The following is a 19,496-nucleotide window of genomic DNA, read 5'->3' on the forward strand; positions in this document are numbered from 1 at the left end:
TAAAATCTAATAACATGGAAACAACTTATTTAAACGTATGTGATAGGCCAATAAGTCGGTGGTCTATTGTGAGATTACTGAAAACAGTCTTGTTGCTATTATGTGTGTCATTTAGTTCAGTGTACGTACAAGCATCAGATCGGAACGAAGGTATCACTATTTCATGTAAGAATGAAAGCTTGGAACAAGTGATACACTTGATTGAGAGCCAGTCATCTTATCTTTTTGTGTTAAATGATAAGGTGAATACTAAACACAAAGTAAGTATAAAGATAGAGAATGGAAATATAAATGCTATTCTGAATAAAATCTTTCAAGGTACCAATATGACGTATCAAGTTGATGGAGATCATATTTTAATTTCAACTACTCATAAAAGTATCGGTTTGGATGAAACACGACAGGCTACCATGATAAAAGGAAAAATAGTAGATAATGCAGGTGAGCCTATGATTGGAGTAAATGTATTGGTAAAAGGAACGACTAATGGTGCCATTACTGACTTTGAAGGTAATTATTCTCTTGCTGATGTAAACGAGAATGATGTATTAATGGTGACCTATATTGGCTATCTTACTCAGGAGATAAAAGTCGGGAAACAGTCTGTCATAAACGTTGTGATGAAAGATGATACTCAATCTTTGGATGAAGTGGTAGTGGTTGGATATGGTGTTCAAAAGAAGAGTGATTTGACTGGTTCTATATCTTCTATAAAACCAGCGGATATTACATCTACTCCTACTACCAATGCGTTGAAATCTTTGCAAGGTAAAGTAGCGGGATTGGATATAACACAATCTAGCGGGCAACCCGGAGCCTCTATTTCATTAACCATGCGTGGTAATCGTTCTCTTAAAGCTGACAATAATCCGTTAGTATTGGTCGATGGTATAGATTACGGATCATTTGTTGATATTAATCCTACTGATATTGAGTCTATTGAAGTCTTGAAAGATATCTCATCTACAGCTATTTATGGAACGAAAGGAGCTAATGGTGTAATTATTATTACAACAAAATCCGGAGCCAAGGGACAAAAGACGAAAATCGATTTTAATGCTTATGTTTCTATTAAAAATAAGGCTAAATACCCTCGTATGATGAATGGAGAAGAATATGCTCAATTAAAGAGAGAGGCCTATAGAACTACTAATTCAGCAGCGCCGGATCAATATATGGATGATGCTTTGATTTTCAATGCAGAAGAATTGGAGTATTTGGAAAAAGGTTATTGGGTTGATTGGCAGGATTTATTGTTGGGTACCGGTATTACCCAAAATTATGAAATCAGTATGTCTGGTGGTACGGAGAAAACATCTTATTCATTATCATTTGGTTTTCAAGATGATAAAGGATTGTTGAAAAATGATGTATTGAAACGTTATAATGGTCGTATTAGTCTTGATCATAAGATAAATAAAATTTTCAATGTGGGTGTGAATGTTTCATATACTTTTAAAGATCAGGATAAGAGACAGAATCCATTGAATTTGGCTAACAAAATACCATGTATAGGCAGAGCTTATGATGATAATGGTAATTTTATATTAAACCCTGCTCCTGGAAATAGTTCTGCATTCAGTCCTTTATGTGATGAGCAGCCGGGTGCTTACGAGGATAATATTCGTACGAAACGTATGTTTGCTTCGGGGTATTTGAATGTGAATATTCTGAAAGATTTTTTCTTTAAATCCACTATTGGCATTGATGTTACAGATAGTCGGGAAGGTATTTATAAAGATAAAAATACAGTAGCTAATCTTGGTGTAAAATCTACCTCTTCTGTTCAGGCGGATAACGATTGGCGTTATACTTGGGAGAATATACTGAATTACTCCAAAACATTTGGGAAACATGGACTAACTGCAATGATTGGTAGTAGTACCACTGCTTATGGATATGAAAAGGTTTTGGCTAGTGGAGCTAACCAAGCTTCTGCTCTGACTTCATTCCACGATCTGGGAGCAAATGCTGATTCAAAAGAAAATGCCAGTCAATTGATTGAGACGCAAATGGTTTCTTTCTTTGGACGATTGAATTATAAGTTTAATGAACGTTATTTATTCCAAGCTTCTTTGCGTGCTGATGGATCTTCCGTTTTGGCGAAAGGGCACAAGTGGGGGTATTTCCCGTCAGCATCCGCTGCGTGGCGTATTTCAGAAGAAGGCTTTATGGCTGATCAAGATATTTTTAGTAATTTGAAATTACGTTTAAGTTGGGGAGTTGCTGGTAACAGTGCAATTGATGCTTATGCTACTTTAGGAGGACTTAAAAAATCAGTATATACATTTGGCAGTAGTGTTTATGGATATTATCCTAGCGAGATTGCAAATAAAGATTTGACTTGGGAAAAAACATCGACATGGAATCTTGGACTGGATTTCTCAATTTTAAGAAATCGCATATCTGGTACAATTGATACTTATATTTCACAAACCTCGGATTTGTTACTTCCAAGTTTATTGCCTAGTTCTACTGGATATGCATCTGTTATGCAGAATATAGGTAAAACAGAAAATAAAGGTATTGAAGTGACATTGAATACAATTTGGTTTCAAAATAAAAATTTTAGTTGGAATACGGATTGGACATATAGTTTGAATCGTGAAAAAATTAAAGCTTTAAATAGTGGTGTAACGCGTGATGAAGGTAATCTTTGGTTTGTTGGCTCTCCTACTCAAGTTTTTTATGATTATAAAAAGATTGGTATCTGGCAATTAGGTGAGGAAGTTCAGGCCAAAGCTTTTGGAGGATTTAAGCCAGGGGATATTAAAGTGGCAGATATGTCACCTAAAGGTTCTGAAGGTGAAGGCGTTTTCTCTACGGATGACCGGGTTATTTTTTCAAGAGTTCCTAAGTATACGTTTGGTATAACTAATAATATCATCTATAAGAATTTTGATTTAATGTTCTTTATTTATGGTCGTATCGGACAATATGTAAAAGATGCCTATACTCAGCTATACAAGCCAAGTGCGTTGGAAAATAGCGCACCTGTAAATTATTGGACACCTGAGAATCCTAGCAATGAGTATCCTCGTCCCAATAGTGGTTATTCAACGAACAGCTATTTGTTACAGTCTTCATTGGCATTCCGTAAAGCTTCTTTTGTGAAAATACGAGATATTACATTGGGATACACACTGCCTAAAGAATGGACATCCAAAATGATGGTGCAGAAGTTGCGTATTTATTGTTCTTTGAATAATTTCATTACCTTCACGGATTTCCCGAATTATGATCCGGAAAGCAATGGAAGTATGGACTTTCCATTGGCGAAGCAAGTGTTGTTTGGCATCAATCTTAGTTTGTAATCTTTAATTATGATCATTATGAAAACAAAATTTTATTATTATATAAGCATATTATTTCTTTGTTTATGTCATGTCTCTTGTGAAGACTTTCTAGAAGAAACTAATAAAAGTGGATTGACAACGGATCCATTTATGAAAACGAAAGTTGGAATAGAGAGTGCGTTGAATTCCTGTTATTCGGGTGCAAGGACATTTTATGGTCAGGAAGATGGTTTTGGTATGACAGAATCTGGTACTGATTTGTTTTTGCGTGGGGGAGATAATAAAGCAAATCAATTGGCTGATTATACTATTGACTTAAATGGCTCCCAATCAACTATCGGAAATGTTTGGAAAAATCTTTATTTGTCATTAAGCGCTTGTAATCAGACTATTTCTTTGTTGCCAAGTGAAGTATTGACCGAAGCTGAAAATAAGTCATTTGAAGGCCAGGCTAAGTTTTGGAGAGCCTTCTATTTGTGGTTGATAACAGAAACTTGGGGAGACGTGGTATTGAACACAGAACCTATAACGGGTGCTGTTACTGAAGCACACCGTTCGTCTGTAGAAGATTTTTATAAAGTTATTTTTGATGATTTAGATGTGGCTGTCAATCAACTGGCACCAGGCAAATCAACAGATGGTAGAATAACTCAGGATGTAGCTAAAGCTTTTAAAGCAAGAGCTTGTTTGACCAGAGCTTGTGCAACGGGCGAGGCTTCGCTTTATGCTGAGGCCGCTGTGTTGGCAAAGGATATTATCAATAGTCAACGCTATTCTTTCTATACTGATTATAGTGATATGTGGGATATTGCCAATTGTGATGGAGGTACAAACAAAGAAGCAATTTTTTCTATAAATTACACCAACTCAGAATTAGAAAATAATGCTTTTGATGCTACTGCTACTAATTCGGGTAATAAAGGGATTGTTGATTTTGTGATGAAATATGATAAGGAAGCCGGAATGGAACGCGATGTCTTGAATGCTCGTCCTTTCCAAAGATATATGCCGTCCAGGTATCTGCTGCAATTATATAATGAGAATATAGATCAGCGTTATAAAGTGACGTTTAAAGATGCCTGGTACGCTAACAAGAATCCGTTATCCGAGAGTGATTTAAAAGTTTATCCTTTAATGGCTACAGGAGATACGGCCATATATATCATGAAAACGGCTGCTACTGATTCACAAAAAGTATGGGCGTCAAAGCGGTATCGTTTGCTGGATGTTAATGACGTGTACACTTCGGAAGGTAAAGCTATCTTAAGGTCGCAATTTGTAGAAATGCATAAGTTTGCCGATCCTACGGCGGTTTATAATCAGGATTGGTGTCAACGGGATGCATTTGTCATTCGTTTGCCGGAAATGTATTTTATTGCAGCCGAAGCGATGCTGCAAACGAATAAACAGGAAGCGGTGGATTTGATGAATGAATTCTTGATGAAACGTGCAATACCAGGTAAAGAAAATGACATGAAAATTACTGAATCGGAACTGACTATCGATTTTATTTTAGATGAGAGGGCTAGGGAATTGTGTGGAGAACAAATACGTTGGTTTGATTTAAAACGAACTAAAAAGTTAGTTGAATACGTTAAGTTGCATAATATGGATGCAAAAGATAATATTCAAGAATATCATATGCTACGTCCGATACCCCAAAATCAATTGGATGCGGTGACTAATAAAGATGAATTCACTCAAAATCCCGGATATACAAAATAAAGTAATTTTGTAAAAGGAGTATATTGAAGTATTTCTTCTTAACATACTCCTTTTATAATATACCATAAAGAAAAATAGAGGTAAAATGAAATCAGCTATAAAAAAAATATTCGTTTTAGCGGGTTGTGTACTATTGTTTGTAACATCTATGAGAGCACAGAGGGCATGTCTCAATTTATCAGAAACTCTATGGAATATCACTCTTGATCGTTCGGCTGTATGGCAAAATGATTCTCTTTATGTTCCTCCTGTCAATATTCATGACCTCCCTGTTCATATACCTACCGGAGGCTGGAATTTGCTTGATACACCCGATAAGATAGGGGTGACACTTCCTGCTACCGTAGAGCAACACCTATGGAGATGGAATGGAGAAACATTTGGAGTTACCGGAAATTATGTAGGGGTTTCATGGTTTGATACAAAAATAAATGTACCTGCTGATTGGAGAAATAAACGGATAGTGATGAATGTTGCTTCTGTCCGTTTTAGAGCTGAGATTTTTGTTAATAAAAAATTGGTGGGATATGATTTGGTGAATAGTACGCCGTTTGCTGTAGATGTGACACCTTTTATTCTACCTGGTCAGGAAAATGTGATTGCTTTCCGCATTACTGATCCAAATGGTAATTTTAATTGGAAAGATTCCCAAGTCTATACATGGGGAGAGTATAGAACTAATCCTTCTCATGGTTTTGGCGGTATAACTGGAAAAGTGGAGTTGGTTGCTACGGATAAGTTATATATTGGAGATGTTTTTATTAAAAACCAACCGGACCCTCATTCTATTGAAGTTGAAGTGACGGCTTGTAATGAAACAAAGAACCCGATGAAGGCTCAGAAAATGCTTTTAACAGTAAAAGAACATAAAGGTGAGAAAGTACTTTACCGAAAAGAATACCCTGTTGAAAATCTTGTTGTCGGAGAGAATAAACAAACTTTTCATATTCATTTGCCAGCGGCAAAATTGTGGAGTACGGATTCTCCTCATCTTTATGATTTGTCTGTTTCAGTAGGTACGGATAATTATACGCAGCGTTTTGGATTCAGATGGTTTGAAGTGAAGGATATTCATGGAGATAAGCAATTTTTCTTGAATGGAAAAAGAATTGTTTTACGTACAGCTATTTCATGGAGTTTCTGGCCGGATAATGGGATCACTCCATCTGATGAGTTGGCTAGGAGACAAGTGGAGAGTGCTAAAAAGCTAGGACTTAACATGTTGAATTTTCACCGTACTATCGGGCATAGCAATGTCTTGGATTATGCTGATGAATTGGGACTATTATACTTTGAAGAACCGGGAGGCAATCAGTATCCTATCAGTCACTTTAATGATAATAACAAGCAAAGCAAGTTTTATTTTGCTTACCGGAATGAAAAATTGGCGCGAATGATTAAACGTGACCGTAACCATCCGTCTCTTGTTATTTATAATTTGCATAATGAACGGGGAGCTTGGCCACAGGTACAGGATTATGCGCAGATGCGTATGGCACATTCGTTGGATCCTACCCGTATCTTAACTTATAATTCCAGTAATGGAGAGAATCCGGAAAATGAGGCGAATGCCCGTTTTAAATTGCACTTGATGCCAAACGATACTACTTTTTATGATTATGGATGGTATGACAGGCATCATGCAGGTGGTCCGGGTTGCTATCATGATAATTTATATTTGGGTAAAGATAACTATCACCGTTTTTCAGATCATAAGGATGAGATTATTTATTGGGGGGAAGACGGGGCTATTGGTACTCCGCCGCGTCTTCAGCTCATTCGGGATGAAATCCTGCAATCTGGCACTACTTCTGGATGGGAAGCGATGGATTATATGAAGTGGTATGATGCATATGATTCGTTTCTTAAACACAATGGATTTGCCAAAGCATTTCCTACAGTGGATGATTTGACCCGTGCCATGGGGAATGTGGCTTTCTATTATCAAGGTAGGGTAATTGAGAATATTCGTATCAGTAATACGGTGGATGCTTATGCTGTAAATGGTTGGGAAAGTATGAAACTGGAAAATCACTCCGGCATTGTTGATAATTATCGTTATCCTAAAGGAGATGTGGAAGTAATGGCTCGTTATAACCAACCGTTATTTTTAGCTGTAAAAATGAATCGGAAAGTGCTGAATGTTGGAGATACGACTATAGTAGATACTTATATTGTAAATGAAAAGAATTTGAAGGGGAATTATTCTCTTCAATTGATCGCGAAAGATGCGGAAGGTACTGTATTGGCTACCCATGTATCTAGTGTACATGTTAAAGGGGGGAATGTATATGGTCAATGTTTACAGATCGGCTGGAATTTTGTTCCTCGGGCAACAGGCTATGTTTGTATTGAAGCAAAGTTGGTCAAAGGCAAAAAAACTTTTGCAACTGGAAACGATTCTTTGTTTGCTGTAAGTTTGAATACGAAAGGAATTACAGCTAATGGTTCTATTGCTGATACTACGGGCGTTCTGAGCAATTTTATGAAAACAGTTGGTTTTGATATTCCGGAATATAAAGAAGGAACACCTTCGGGAGATTATTTGTTGGTTGGCGCCTTTGAACCTACTCAATGGGGAAGTGGTATGAGTGATATTATGGAATGGGTTTACAAGGGACATACATTGATTATTGTGGATAATGCGGAAAGGTGGGCTGAGTTCTTAGCGGATAAAGAAGTTTTGGATTATCGTGGTTCAAAGAAACTAGGTACGGCTTGGTATGGTGGGAACTTTTTCAATAGAGAACATCCTATTTTTGATGGATTGCCTGTCAATTGTGTCTTTAATTGGGAATATCAATGCTTTGCTACTTACAACCGTCATCGTGTAGGGTTGCGTTGCTTTAATGGGGAAACATTGGTTGCTTGTGTTTCCGATCATAAAAAAGAAGTTTATTCTGCCTTGTCTGTTATTCCGGCAGGTCGTGGAAAAATAATTATTACTACATTGGATATTCCTGCATGTATAAAGGATGTCAAAGCTTATACAGTTCCTGTTGATCTTGATGGCATGAACGAGTCGATGAATACTTTTAATACCAAAAGCGAGAATAGGGCTAATGTAGTGGGCCAACAGTTATTATTGAATTTAATAAAAGAAAGTAATAGATAATTATGAAGAAGAGTATTATTGCCATAGCATTTTTGTTGTTATGTCCATTTTATGGGGTGAGAGCACAGGAGAGACCATTTTTTGATTTGTCAGGAAAAGGATGGCATTTATGGCAGGATAAAAATGCAGCTTGGCAGACAGAGGATATTTATTTGACATTGGAAGAGGCACGGAAAAGTCCTGTAATTGTTCCTACAGCGGGATGGGATATATTGACTTCTGCCCAGACTCTTTCGGTACAGGTTCCTGGAACAGCTGAAGAATATCTTCAAACTCAGTCCGGACCCGAAGGAGATATTACAGGAGTTACATGGTGGAGTCGTACAATGGATATTCCGGTATTGAAGAAAGGACAAAAAGTCTTTTTGAATTTTGGCTCTATACGTTCACGGGCGGAAATTTTTATTAATCAGAGATTAGTGGATTATCAGATTGTGGACAATGTTCCTTTTGAAACGGATATTACTCCTTATATAAAATCAGGAGAACAGGTACAATTGGCTGTACGTATAACGGATGCGGGTGGTAACCATGATTGGCGTGACTACAGAACTATTCCGTGGGGAGATAAAATGTTGCCTCCCGGTCATGGCTTTGGAGGAATAACAGGAAAAGTTAGTATGAAGGTATGTAATTCTGTTTATGTGGCAGATATTTATATGCAGAATACTCCTCAGATAACTACCGCCAACGCTATTCTGACATTACAGAATGAAAAAGGAAAGACTGCGAAGCAGGATCTTCGTATAACGGTGTACGAGTGGAAAAATAAAGAAAAAATAGTTTATTCTAAAGAGATAAAGGGTATCTCATTAAATAAAGGTATGAATGAACTGAAGATTCCTGTATCAGCTCCGGATGCGAAATTATGGAGTGTGGATGATCCTAATCTGTATGTATGTGAGGTGGAGTTGTCCGAAGGACAGAACTGGGTGGATAAAGATTCCCGCCGTTTTGGATTCCGTTGGTTCGAGGCTTCCGGTATAGGTGATGATGCTGTTTTTCGTTTAAATGGAAAACGTATCATGCTTCGCTCGGCCATCAGTTGGAGTTTTTGGCCAGTCAATGGTATTTTTCCGTCGGAAGAATTGGCTGAAAGGCAAATTCGCATAGCTAAGGAGTTAGGATTGAATATGCTGAATTTTCATCGTTTTATCGGTAATACTGACGTAATGAATTATGCTGATGAGTTGGGACTGCTCTATTTTGAAGAGCCTGGCGGTTTTCGTCTGGACGTAAGACAGCCGTTTATGAATGCTGTTTTGCATGAAAAGGTCATCCGTATGGTAAAGAGGGATCGCAGTCATCCCTGTCTGGTTATCTATAATATGATGAATGAATCGGGAAATGCTGCTCCTGAAAAGTTAGAATTGGAAATTCAAGCGATGAAGGATATGCGTGTATTGGATCCTTCCCGGTTGATTCTTCGTACCTCGGCTTGGGCTAAGGGAGATGATATAGAAGATCAGGCTAAAATTCATATTCGTCCTTACGATGAAAAAGTGTATTGGAGTGGCTGGTATGATTATCATCGTGCCGGAGGACCTGCTGTTTGGAATGAAGGTTTGTACAAAGGCCCTGAAGATTATTATAATGATACAAAGAATAAGCGTGAAATTGTATTCTTTGGTGAGGAAGGGGCTTTATCATCACCTCCTCGTTTGGAAAAGAATAAAGAAGATTTGGAAAAATATAGCTATAAAGGATGGGATGGTAGAGAGTTTCTACGTTGGTATGATGAATTCAATAAATTTCTGGATGCTAAACAGTTAAGGACTGTTTATCCTACCGTGGATGATTTGTGTGTGGCTATGGGAACTGTATCCTATGAACATCAGGGACGTAAAATAGAATCGGCCAGAATGAATAATTTGACGGATGCATACGTTGTTAATGGATGGGAATCGGAATTGACGGAGAATTATTCGGGAATTGTCGATTGTTTTCGTTATCCCAAATCAGATCCGGCTATCATAGCTCGTTATAATCAGCCTTTGTATGTAGCGGTAAAGACCAGGCAACAGGTTGCAGCCGCAGGGGGAAAGGTGACCGTTGATTTTTATCTGATTAATGAGAAGAATGTCCGGGGAAACCATCAATTGAAAATCTCGGTGACAGACTCTCAAGGAAAAGTGATGGAGGTAGGGACTTATGAAACGGAAGCTGCCGGAGGTGAGGTTTATGGTCAGTTGTTGGTGAAAGATGTAAAAATACCTGTTCCTACAGCTGGAGGACTTTGTAGGATTGAAGCAAAACTGTGTAAGGAAAATTCTGTTGTTACAACTGGGTATGATGATATATTGTCTGTAAATCTGGCATCCAATATGTTGGATGGTAAAGGGGCCGTTTGGGAAGATGGGAGTGCTTTACAGAATTTCTTGAAGGGAAAAACGAAAGAAGCGGTTGCAGCTTACGAGGATAATTTAGGAAAGTTGGATTGGATTATGGTGGCCCGTCCTCCTAGGAAAGATCAGTTGACAATGGTGCCGATGGAAGCGTTACGCTCTGCCGATGGCAAACCGGGATTGGATGTGGTCTATTATGAGGATATGGAATTTCAGAAGGAAGTTTATCATGAAGTGGCCAAGGTGGTTAATCTGAGTGCTATTGAGGGAGCTACACCAAGTCCTTTTGTGTATATGCTTGATGGTTATGGTATTAAATGGAGTGGTAAAGTACTTCCTTCTGTCAGTGGTGAATATACGATTATTCCTCAGAGTAATGATCGTAGTATGATTGAAGTCTTTGTCAATGGTAAGAAAATATATGAAATAACCAGGAAGAAAGAGCATTTGGGCGATGGAAAAGTCTATTTGGAAGGAGGCAAGTCTGCCGATATAGAGATCCGTTTCAGGCATCCTCGCAGTAACGCGCGTTGTCGTTTGGATTGGGCTGTTCCTAATGATAAGATGCCGGATGCACAGCGTTTAATGGAACGTGCCGTAAATGATGGAACCAAAATCTTTATTATTCAGAGTGCTGATGAATGGTCGGAATTTATAGCGGCTAATAGTAAAGCGGTGTTTAAGGACAAATTCTTTGTTGGAACCAACTGGCTGGGCGGGGTGATGTTTAATAAGCCACATGATATTTTCAAGGAACTTCCTGTCGGAAATGCTCTCAACTGGCCTTATCAGGCATTGATACATACAGGGGTGGAGCGTATGGGATTAGTGATGGAAGGTGAAGAATTGCTGGTCGGAGCCTATCATACTTATCCTATGGCTATCGGAACTGCTATGGGGATTGTACCTATGGGTAAGGGTAGTGTTTTGTTCTCTACATTGGATATCTATGGGAACATCATTAATGATTCGGCTGCCGGACTCGTAGCCAAAAAGCTGATTTTCAATATGATTGATTTTAAATAAAATAACAGATACCATGAAAAAACGAATCCTATGCTTTTGTTTATGCCTGTATTGTATAGGGCTATGGGCGGCCAATGCTTCTTTTAAGAAGACAGGAAATGATTTGTTGTTTCTTCTGCCTCAGGGAAATGTGAAATTGGAATTTTGTACAGATGATATGTTCCGTGTACGTCATTCTCAAGGTACCGTGTTCGCTGAAAATGAGCAGTGGATGGTTCGGAAATATGATTTTACTCCTGTACACTATACAGTGGAAGATAAAGGTGCTGCATGGTTGATTACGACCGGAAAACTGATTATAGAGGCTACCAAGAATCCGTTCTGTCTGTCTGTTTCTGATAAAAACGGCAAACTGCTTTATACGGAACTTGCGGAACAACGTTTTTATAAGGATTCTGTCAAGACGAAAGCTGTTCTACAACCGGATGAGCATTTCTTTGGTTTTGGGGAACGTATGGATTTCATGGATCAGCGAGGGCGTAAGGTCTATCTGAATGTAGAGTTGGGAAGAGGGATAAAACCGGCTGTAGGAGGAAAAGATATTTTACGTGCCAATTATTGTCCCGTACCTTTTATGATGAGTACCAAAGGATATGGTTTATTCTTTCATACTCCGTTTGCTACCGAGTGGAATATGGGGTGGGATAGTAGTGATTATTATTCATTCAAAGCTTTTGGCGGTGATTTGGACTATTATTTTATTTATGGTCCCGATTTTTATACCATGGTTGACAGATATACGGAATTGACCGGAAAATCCCCCATGCTTCCTCGTTTTGCAATGGGGTTGCATGTCGGTACTTATTCCGGTGGAACCTGGAAGAATGAAGAGATGACTTCCGATAAATACCCGCCTGCTTTATGTAAACGTTTGCGTGAGGAAGAAGTGCCTTTTGATTTGCTTTGGCTGGATTCTACTTGGAGGCTGTTTAATACCACTTACGGAAATGGTGGTTGCTGTTTTGAATGGCGTAATACGTTCAAAGATCCGAAAGCCATGTTTGATAGTTGCTATGCGCAAAATGTAAAAATGGTGGGGCTTCATATCCGTTCTATATTAGATAATGGCCCTGAATATCATCTGTTGGATAAGGCGCGTGAACAGGGAAACGTGCTGTATCCCGGAGCAAAGATAGAAGGAGTGGTGAATTTCTTTGATCCGAAAGCTGTAGATTGGTGGTGGGAGAACGGAGTAATGAAAGTCGCTTCTATCGGGGCTAAGTTTGTGAAAACGGATGTCGGAGGAACGATGGACCTGAAAGGACTTCATAATATTTTTCCTTTAGCTTATGCGGAGGCCCCCTATCGTAAATTTCAGGAATATAATAATATGAGGGGGGTGACACATACCCGTGAAGGTTATGCGGGAATTCAGCGTTATCCTTATATCTGGGCTGGAGACTGGGGAAGTGAATGGCAGTGGTTTGAACCGGTGATACGTGCAGGACTTAATATTGGTATGAGTGGTGTGGGTAACTGGACTCATTGCATGGGAGGATTTGAACAATATTCTCCTTACGATACAGAATTATATACTCGTTGGGTACAGTTCGGTATGTTTTCACCTATCGCCATGGTGTTCGGTATGGACCATCCCCGTTACCATGAACCTTGGACTTATGGTCCGGAGGCTTTGGCCAATTTCATCAAATATGATAGTTTGCGTTATACATTGATTCCTTATATTTATAGTAATGCCTATCAGCTTTATAAAACGGCACGTCCCATGATGACTCCTTTAGTGATGGACTATCCTCAGGATGAGAATACTTATCAGCTGACACGTCAGTATATGTTCGGGCCATGGATGATGGTTTGTCCTGTCACTACCAAAGGTGCACTGAGCCAACATGTTTATTTTCCCGGTGGAGAATGGTTTGATTATGAAACCGGTGAGCGTTACGAGGGCCGTCAATATAAATCTTTTCTTACTCCGTTGGATGTGTTGCCTATCTATATAAAAGCCGGAGCTATTATTCCCATGCAACCTGTTATGCAGTGGGTAGATCAGCACCCTGTAGAGATGATAACATTGGATGTCTATCCGTCAGGCATTTCTTCTTATGAGATGTATGAAGATGATGGTATATCAATGGATTATCAAAAAGGGATTGGTTCATTGACCCGTTTTACCAGCAGGCTTGCTGATGATAGTTGGACGTTTACTGCAGATAAACCGGTAGGGAAGTACAAACCTGCCAAGCACACTTATCTAGTAAAGGCTTATTTGCAGAACGCTCCGCAATCTGTGATAGAAAATGGTAAATCGTTGCCCGTTCTTTCATCAGTTACAGATGCAGAGCGGAATACAGGCTGGTTTTATGATATAGAGCATAAACGTTTGTATGTGAAGACAGCCGGAGATAACCGTCAGAAAATTGAAATTGTGGTACAATAACTTAAAGGGATGATTCTATGAGAAAAATTATCGGTTTTCGCACTTTATGTGTAGGTTTGGGAATATGGGTGGGGACTGTTGTGGTTTCTGCTCAGGGGGAGTTCAAGGCATTACCTTGGAGTCAAAGTACTGCTTATAATTCTTATCTGATGCGTGATGTACATCGGCAGTTTGCATCCCGGCAGTCAGCCATTCAGCAAGCATTTACTTCTCCTGCCGGGATGCAGGAGTACCTGGAGGGTTGCCGTGAACGATATAAACAAATAGTAGGTACTTTTCCTGAAAAAGAGAATTTAAATGTTCAGGTGGTGGGGAAGATACAAGGTACCGGCTATTATATAGAGAAAATAATTTTTGAAAGCAAGCCTGGCCGCTATGTCACAGCACATCTTTATATGCCGGAGAACATGACTGTTCCTGTTCCGGCAACATTGGAACTTTGCGGACATGGATTGAATGGTAAAGGTTCTTCGTCTCATGCCGCTATGCTGATGGCATCCAATGGTATTGCTGTACTAGTGGTAGATCCCATAGGCCAGGGAGAACGGTTGCAACTTATTGATAGGGAAGGAAAACCGCTGACACGGGGGGCTACCACGGAACATACCTTACTGAATGCGGGCTTTAACTTGCTTGGTACTAGTTTGGCGGCACAGGAATATTGGGATAATCATCGGGCTTTGGACTATTTATTGACTCGTAAGGATATTGATTCGGAGCGTATCGGAGTATATGGATCTTCTGGTGGTGGTACTCAGACCGCTTATTATATAGGTTTGGATCCCCGTGTAAAGGTAGCGGCCATTTGTAGTTTCTTTTCTACCCGAGAACGTACTATGGAGTTGCAAGGTCCTTCCGATGGTTGCCAACATATACCATACGAAGGGCGTGAACAACTGGAAGTACCTGATTTTGCTTTAATGATGGCTCCACGGCCTTTATTGATTTTAAGCGGTAAATATGATTTTGTCGATTTATGGGGTGCACAACAAGGGTTTGCTGAATTACAACAGTGCTATAAAGTATTGGGAGTTCCCGAAAAGGTGGATATGCTGACAGTAGAAACAGGGCATGGACTTGGAACTGAAAAAAGGCAAAAGTTGGTCAGTTGGTTCAAGCGTTGGCTGAAAGATGATCAATCTCCGGTGAAGAAATCGGCACAAGACCGTTTCCGGTTGTCTGATATGCTTTGTACGACTAAAGGACAGGTGAATGTATCTATGCCTGGAGCACTCAGTATTATGCAGGAAAATGTGAATCAGCTGGATGAGTGGGCTTCCAAGCGTGAGGCGTTTCTTTCGAAAGGAAAGAAAACTGTCCAAGCAAAGATGCTGGATTTGTTAGGTCTTAAAGGTCTTCCTGACCATAAAATAAGAATTGAAGCAACCGGACATGATTCAATGCGTGAAAATGAACAATATAAGTTTCAGCTTATAAGGGAAGGGGAGATGCCTGTTCCTTGTATTCTTATCATGCCGTCCAGAGCGAATGCTGATTCTCCTGTTGAGTTAAGGTTACAGGAAGAGGGAAAAGGAACTTATTTGAGTGAATATGCGAATTTTGCTGCTGCCTTGACGGAAGGAAAAATCTTGTTGTTGGCAGATTTGCGCGGATTTGGGGAAACAACGGATCCTGCATTCTATACGGATGCTAAATATTGGAACCGTGAGTATCGCAATGCAATGGTCAGTATGCATATAGGGCGTCCTATTATGGGACAACGTGTTGTCGATATTTTGACTTTGCTTGATTTTTGTTCAGAACACGAATTTCTGAAAGGACACCCCGTCAAGGTATTTGCCAATGGTATTTATGGTCCGGTTGCAATTCATGCTGCTTATTTGGATGAAAGAATCAACAGTGTGGAGATAAAACATAGCGTGAAGACTTGGAAGGAATACATTGAGAGGCCTATGCAGTGGGATATGTATTCTAATGTGTTGTATGGTGCTTTGAAATATTATGATTTACCGGATTTGATAAGGTTAAGCAATTGTCCCATTCGTTTTGCAGATTAAAAAATAGAATTCATTTCCACTGTAGGAGCATATTAAATGCCCAAAGGAGGGCACAGCAATCTGCTCCTGCAGTGGATGGAATATATGGCTTGTCTATTTCTTTTCCAGGAAATCAGCACGCATCGGGCTGAAACAATCTATCAGCATACCCGGCTCCAGGCATACACAACCATGCACAGCATCCGGTTCCTTATATAGACAGTCGCCGGCCGATACAATTTTTTTCACACCATTGATGGTGAACTCAAATTTTCCACTTTCCACATAGGTCACTTGTGAATGGATATGATGGTGGACAGCTCCTACAGCTCCCTTTTCAAATTTTACTTTAACAACCATGATGTCATCATTGTAACCCATGATCTGGCGCACTACACCTTCGCCTGCAGGTTCCCATTCTTTGCCTTCTGCAAAAATGAAGTTTTCACTACCTGTTTTCATAACCTTTTTTTCAGTGTTTTTGTTTGTTTCTTCAGTACACTCTTTGTTGCTCTCTTTTTTTTCACTTTGTGCATTGCAGCTCTGCAATAGTAGTGGTGCCATCAAGGCGCAAGCATACAATGCGGTTCTTACTTTACGATTCATGATCTTGCATTTAATATAAAATGAATAACTAAAACTTTTCTTCAAATATACTTATAATATGGGGAGGGTAGTTCGTCGTGATTAAAATATACGAGGAAAAGACCAAATATTACAAATCCAAGCTCCGGAAAATGGCTTATTTTGCTTCATAATGATATTTAAACTTGAATCAAAACACTAAAACAACAATGAAAAGCACATTAAAGAAGAACTGGGAAAGAATTGTCCTTTGCCTGTGCATGGCAAATTTTGCTTGTATAGGTATAGCCCAAACTAATAAAAAATTAGATGACCAAGTTATAAATACGATGAAAACCGCCACTCGGTTTATGATGGACAAAGTGAGTTATAATGGTGGCTTCGTATGGAATTATTTGCCGGATATGTCCCGTTCATGGGGAGAGATGGAAGCCAAGAGGACAATGGTATGGATTCAGCCGCCGGGAACTCCTTCTGTCGGTCATTTGTTGCTTGACGCTTATCATGCTACAGGAGATGAGTATTATTATGAAGCTGCGAAAAAAGTGGCTAACACCTTGATTTGGGGACAGCTTGAATGTGGCGGATGGAATTATGTGTTCGATTTTGCAGGAGAGAACTCCTTAAAGTCCTGGTATGATACCGTTGGTAAAAATGGCTGGCGTCTGGAAGAATTTCAACATTATTATGGAAATGCGACTTACGATGATGCGGGTACTATGGAGGCTGCCAAATTTCTACTTCGTATGTATGTGGAAAAAAATGATCCTGCTTTCCGTCCGGCTTTGGAGAAAACCATTGATTTTGTCTTGAAAAGTCAATATCCGGTGGGCGGATGGCCTCAACGGTATCCTTTGATGTATGATCACCCTTTTCAAGGTAAGAAAGATTATTCGTCTTTTATTACTCTGAATGATGATGTGATTCCTGATGCGACCGAGTTTTTGATTCAATGCTATCAGGCAATGGGGTTGCAAGGGGTAAAGGAGCCTATTATGCGTGCTATGTACTTGATGATTTCCCTTCAACAAGGGGAACCTTATGCAGGCTGGGCAGACCAATATACAGTAGATGATTTGAAACCGGCTCATGCCCGTTCTTATGAACCGCGCAGTGTGAACACCGGTACTACCGTCCGTCTTGTTAATTTAATGATGGATTACTATAAACTTACAGCTGATACTCGTTTCCTGTCGGGGATTCCTGCTGCAATTCGTTTTTTGGAATCAATGAAATTACCGGAATCGGATGTGAAGAAATGGAAGAGTCAGTCGACTAATCCGGAAGCTATTTTGGTTCCTCGTTTTGTAGATCCTGATACTGGTAAACCACTGTATGTCCATCGTAAAGGAAGTAATGTGAAAAACGGTACTTATTATATAGATCAGAATATAGAAAATACAATAGCTCATTATAATTCGGCAACTTTTGTGAATCCAGGTGAACTGCGTCGTCGTTATGAGGAAGTGAAAAAACTTCCTGTATCCGAATTGGCGAAGAATTCACCTTTGCTGCAGGATCATTTGGTTCCTTTACCTAAATATTATACTCGTTTACGTGGAAAAGCTACGGAAGAAGTTGCCCGGAAATTGGTGAAATCACTGACTAAGGACGGTTGCTGGCTCTCTCCTTTAAAGTCAACCTCGAACCCGTATAAGCCATATACTGTTTCAGGACCTAGTGAGGAAACGAAATATATAGCTACCTTTGTAGGGGACGAGCACGATACATCACCTTATCCGTGTACCACCGGAGAATTGTGCATCTCTGTTGGGGATTATATTGATAATATGATAAAATTAATTAGTTACCTTGAAAAGTAAAGTTTGTTAGGTATAGGTTTATGAAGAATACTGTAATTTGTTTATTGTTGTTTGGGATAAGTCTGACGGCTTCTGCTCAAGAAAAGGTGGAAACAGTCTCTATGCGTTATGAAACGCAGAATGATATGCCGCTGTTCTATCAGAAGATGAAAGAAAACCTGACTTATCCTATGGCTTGGGGAAATTCTTCCATCAGAAATTTCAAGAAGTGGCGTGAGGAAGCTCGAAAAACGTTATTGGATTGCATGTTGCCTGCTCCTCCTGCTACGGCTTTTGATAAGGAAGTGATAGATACCGAGCAACGGAATGGATATAGGGCGGAGAAGATTTTGTTCAGTGTTTCGGAATATTCTCGTGTTCCCGCTTATCTGTTGGTTCCTGACGGGAATGGCCCGTTCCCGGCAGTATTGCTGCTTCACGATCACGGTGCGCATTTTTCGATAGGGAAAGAGAAAATGGTACGTCCGTTCGGTGTGGAAGCATCTGTACTGGCCGATGCGGACGATTGGGCGGAAAAATGTTATGACAAACAGTATGTAGGTGATTATCTGGCAAGTCACGGATATGTAGTGCTTGCTGTGGATGCCTTGTTTTGGGGGGAACGGGGACGTAAGGAAGGAGTACGCTATGACTCACAGCAAGCGTTGGCGGCCAATATGTTACAGATGGGAATGTCTTGGGGAGCCTTGATAGCCTGGGATGATATCCGTAGCGCGGAATTTCTGGCCTCATTGCCCATGGTTCATAAGGAAAAGATAGGTACTATGGGATTTTCTATGGGAGCACATCGTGCCTGGATGGTCAGTGCCGCTACAGATGTGGTGAAGGCAGGCGCTGCTGTGTGCTGGATGAATACTACAGATAGCTTAATGACACTTACCAATAATCAGAACAAAGGCGGGTCTGCTTATTCCATGATTATTCCCGGAATACGGAATTGGATGGATTATCCTCATGTGGCATCTATCGCCTGCCCCAAACCGATGTTGTTCATCAATGGCTTGCGGGACAAACTTTTTCCTGTAAAGGGCGTTGAAAGCGCTTTCTCTACCATGCAGGATGTATGGAAGAGTCAATCGGTAGAAAATCTGTTGACTACCAAGTTCTATGATTTGCCCCATTTTTGCAGTAAGGAGATACAGGATGATATACTTGAGTTCTTTAATCAAAATTTAAAATAGAAAGC

9 protein-coding genes are annotated in these 19,496 nt (G+C 39.8%); 8 read left to right on the forward strand and 1 reads right to left on the reverse strand.

Features of this window, described 5'->3' with window-relative positions; all coding sequences use genetic code 11:
- Positions 1-14: 14 nt before the first annotated feature.
- From BVU_RS09165 to BVU_RS09190, 6 genes are all read left to right on the forward strand, one after another.
- Entirely contained in the window at positions 15-3,314 is a 3,300-nt protein-coding gene (locus tag BVU_RS09165) for a TonB-dependent receptor (protein WP_011965344.1), read from the forward strand.
- Positions 3,315-3,332: 18 nt separating this feature from the next.
- Entirely contained in the window at positions 3,333-5,021 is a 1,689-nt protein-coding gene (locus BVU_RS09170) for a RagB/SusD family nutrient uptake outer membrane protein (RefSeq protein ID WP_011965345.1), read from the forward strand.
- An 85-nt stretch (positions 5,022-5,106) separates the two neighbouring features.
- Entirely contained in the window at positions 5,107-8,136 is a 3,030-nt protein-coding gene (locus tag BVU_RS09175; protein ID WP_011965346.1) for a glycoside hydrolase family 2 protein, read from the forward strand.
- Between the two features lie 2 nt (positions 8,137-8,138).
- Positions 8,139-11,507 (forward strand): sugar-binding domain-containing protein, encoded by a 3,369-nt coding sequence (locus BVU_RS09180; protein WP_011965347.1) that lies wholly within the window; start codon positions 8,139-8,141, stop codon positions 11,505-11,507.
- Positions 11,508-11,520: 13 nt separating this feature from the next.
- Positions 11,521-13,905: a glycoside hydrolase family 31 protein gene (locus tag BVU_RS09185; RefSeq protein ID WP_011965348.1), complete on the forward strand. Its 2,385-nt coding sequence runs from the start codon at positions 11,521-11,523 to the stop codon at positions 13,903-13,905.
- A 17-nt stretch (positions 13,906-13,922) separates the two neighbouring features.
- Positions 13,923-15,923 (forward strand): alpha/beta hydrolase family protein, encoded by a 2,001-nt coding sequence (locus BVU_RS09190; RefSeq protein ID WP_011965349.1) that lies wholly within the window; start codon positions 13,923-13,925, stop codon positions 15,921-15,923.
- 93 nt (positions 15,924-16,016) lie between these two features.
- Here the strand turns inward: BVU_RS09190 and BVU_RS09195 are convergent, their stop codons facing one another.
- Positions 16,017-16,364, reverse strand: coding sequence for a cupin domain-containing protein (locus BVU_RS09195; RefSeq protein WP_008674400.1), 348 nt, complete (start codon positions 16,362-16,364; stop codon positions 16,017-16,019).
- A 332-nt stretch (positions 16,365-16,696) separates the two neighbouring features.
- On the opposite strand from BVU_RS09195, the gene BVU_RS09200 reads away from it, so the two are divergent.
- On the forward strand, positions 16,697-18,310 hold the full coding sequence (locus BVU_RS09200) for a pectate lyase (RefSeq protein WP_008669644.1): 1,614 nt from the start codon (positions 16,697-16,699) through the stop codon (positions 18,308-18,310).
- Positions 18,311-18,330: 20 nt separating this feature from the next.
- Positions 18,331-19,491 (forward strand): dienelactone hydrolase family protein, encoded by a 1,161-nt coding sequence (locus BVU_RS09205; RefSeq protein WP_011965350.1) that lies wholly within the window; start codon positions 18,331-18,333, stop codon positions 19,489-19,491.
- Positions 19,492-19,496: the final 5 nt, after the last annotated feature.

This window comes from Phocaeicola vulgatus ATCC 8482 (assembly GCF_000012825.1).
Taxonomy (GTDB): domain Bacteria; phylum Bacteroidota; class Bacteroidia; order Bacteroidales; family Bacteroidaceae; genus Phocaeicola; species Phocaeicola vulgatus.

What these genes read in the sequence shown, in the direction of transcription:
- BVU_RS09175 (WP_011965346.1), top strand. Translation starts at nt 5,107, where the DNA reads ATGAAATCAGCTATAAAAAAAATATTCGTTTTAGCGGGTTGTGTACTA.
- BVU_RS09195 (WP_008674400.1), bottom strand. Translation starts at nt 16,364, where the DNA reads ATGAAAACAGGTAGTGAAAACTTCATTTTTGCAGAAGGCAAAGAATGG.
- BVU_RS09185 (WP_011965348.1), top strand. Translation starts at nt 11,521, where the DNA reads ATGAAAAAACGAATCCTATGCTTTTGTTTATGCCTGTATTGTATAGGG.
- BVU_RS09165 (WP_011965344.1), top strand. Translation starts at nt 15, where the DNA reads ATGGAAACAACTTATTTAAACGTATGTGATAGGCCAATAAGTCGGTGG.
- BVU_RS09180 (WP_011965347.1), top strand. Translation starts at nt 8,139, where the DNA reads ATGAAGAAGAGTATTATTGCCATAGCATTTTTGTTGTTATGTCCATTT.
- BVU_RS09170 (WP_011965345.1), top strand. Translation starts at nt 3,333, where the DNA reads ATGAAAACAAAATTTTATTATTATATAAGCATATTATTTCTTTGTTTA.
- BVU_RS09190 (WP_011965349.1), top strand. Translation starts at nt 13,923, where the DNA reads ATGAGAAAAATTATCGGTTTTCGCACTTTATGTGTAGGTTTGGGAATA.
- BVU_RS09205 (WP_011965350.1), top strand. Translation starts at nt 18,331, where the DNA reads ATGAAGAATACTGTAATTTGTTTATTGTTGTTTGGGATAAGTCTGACG.
- BVU_RS09200 (WP_008669644.1), top strand. Translation starts at nt 16,697, where the DNA reads ATGAAAAGCACATTAAAGAAGAACTGGGAAAGAATTGTCCTTTGCCTG.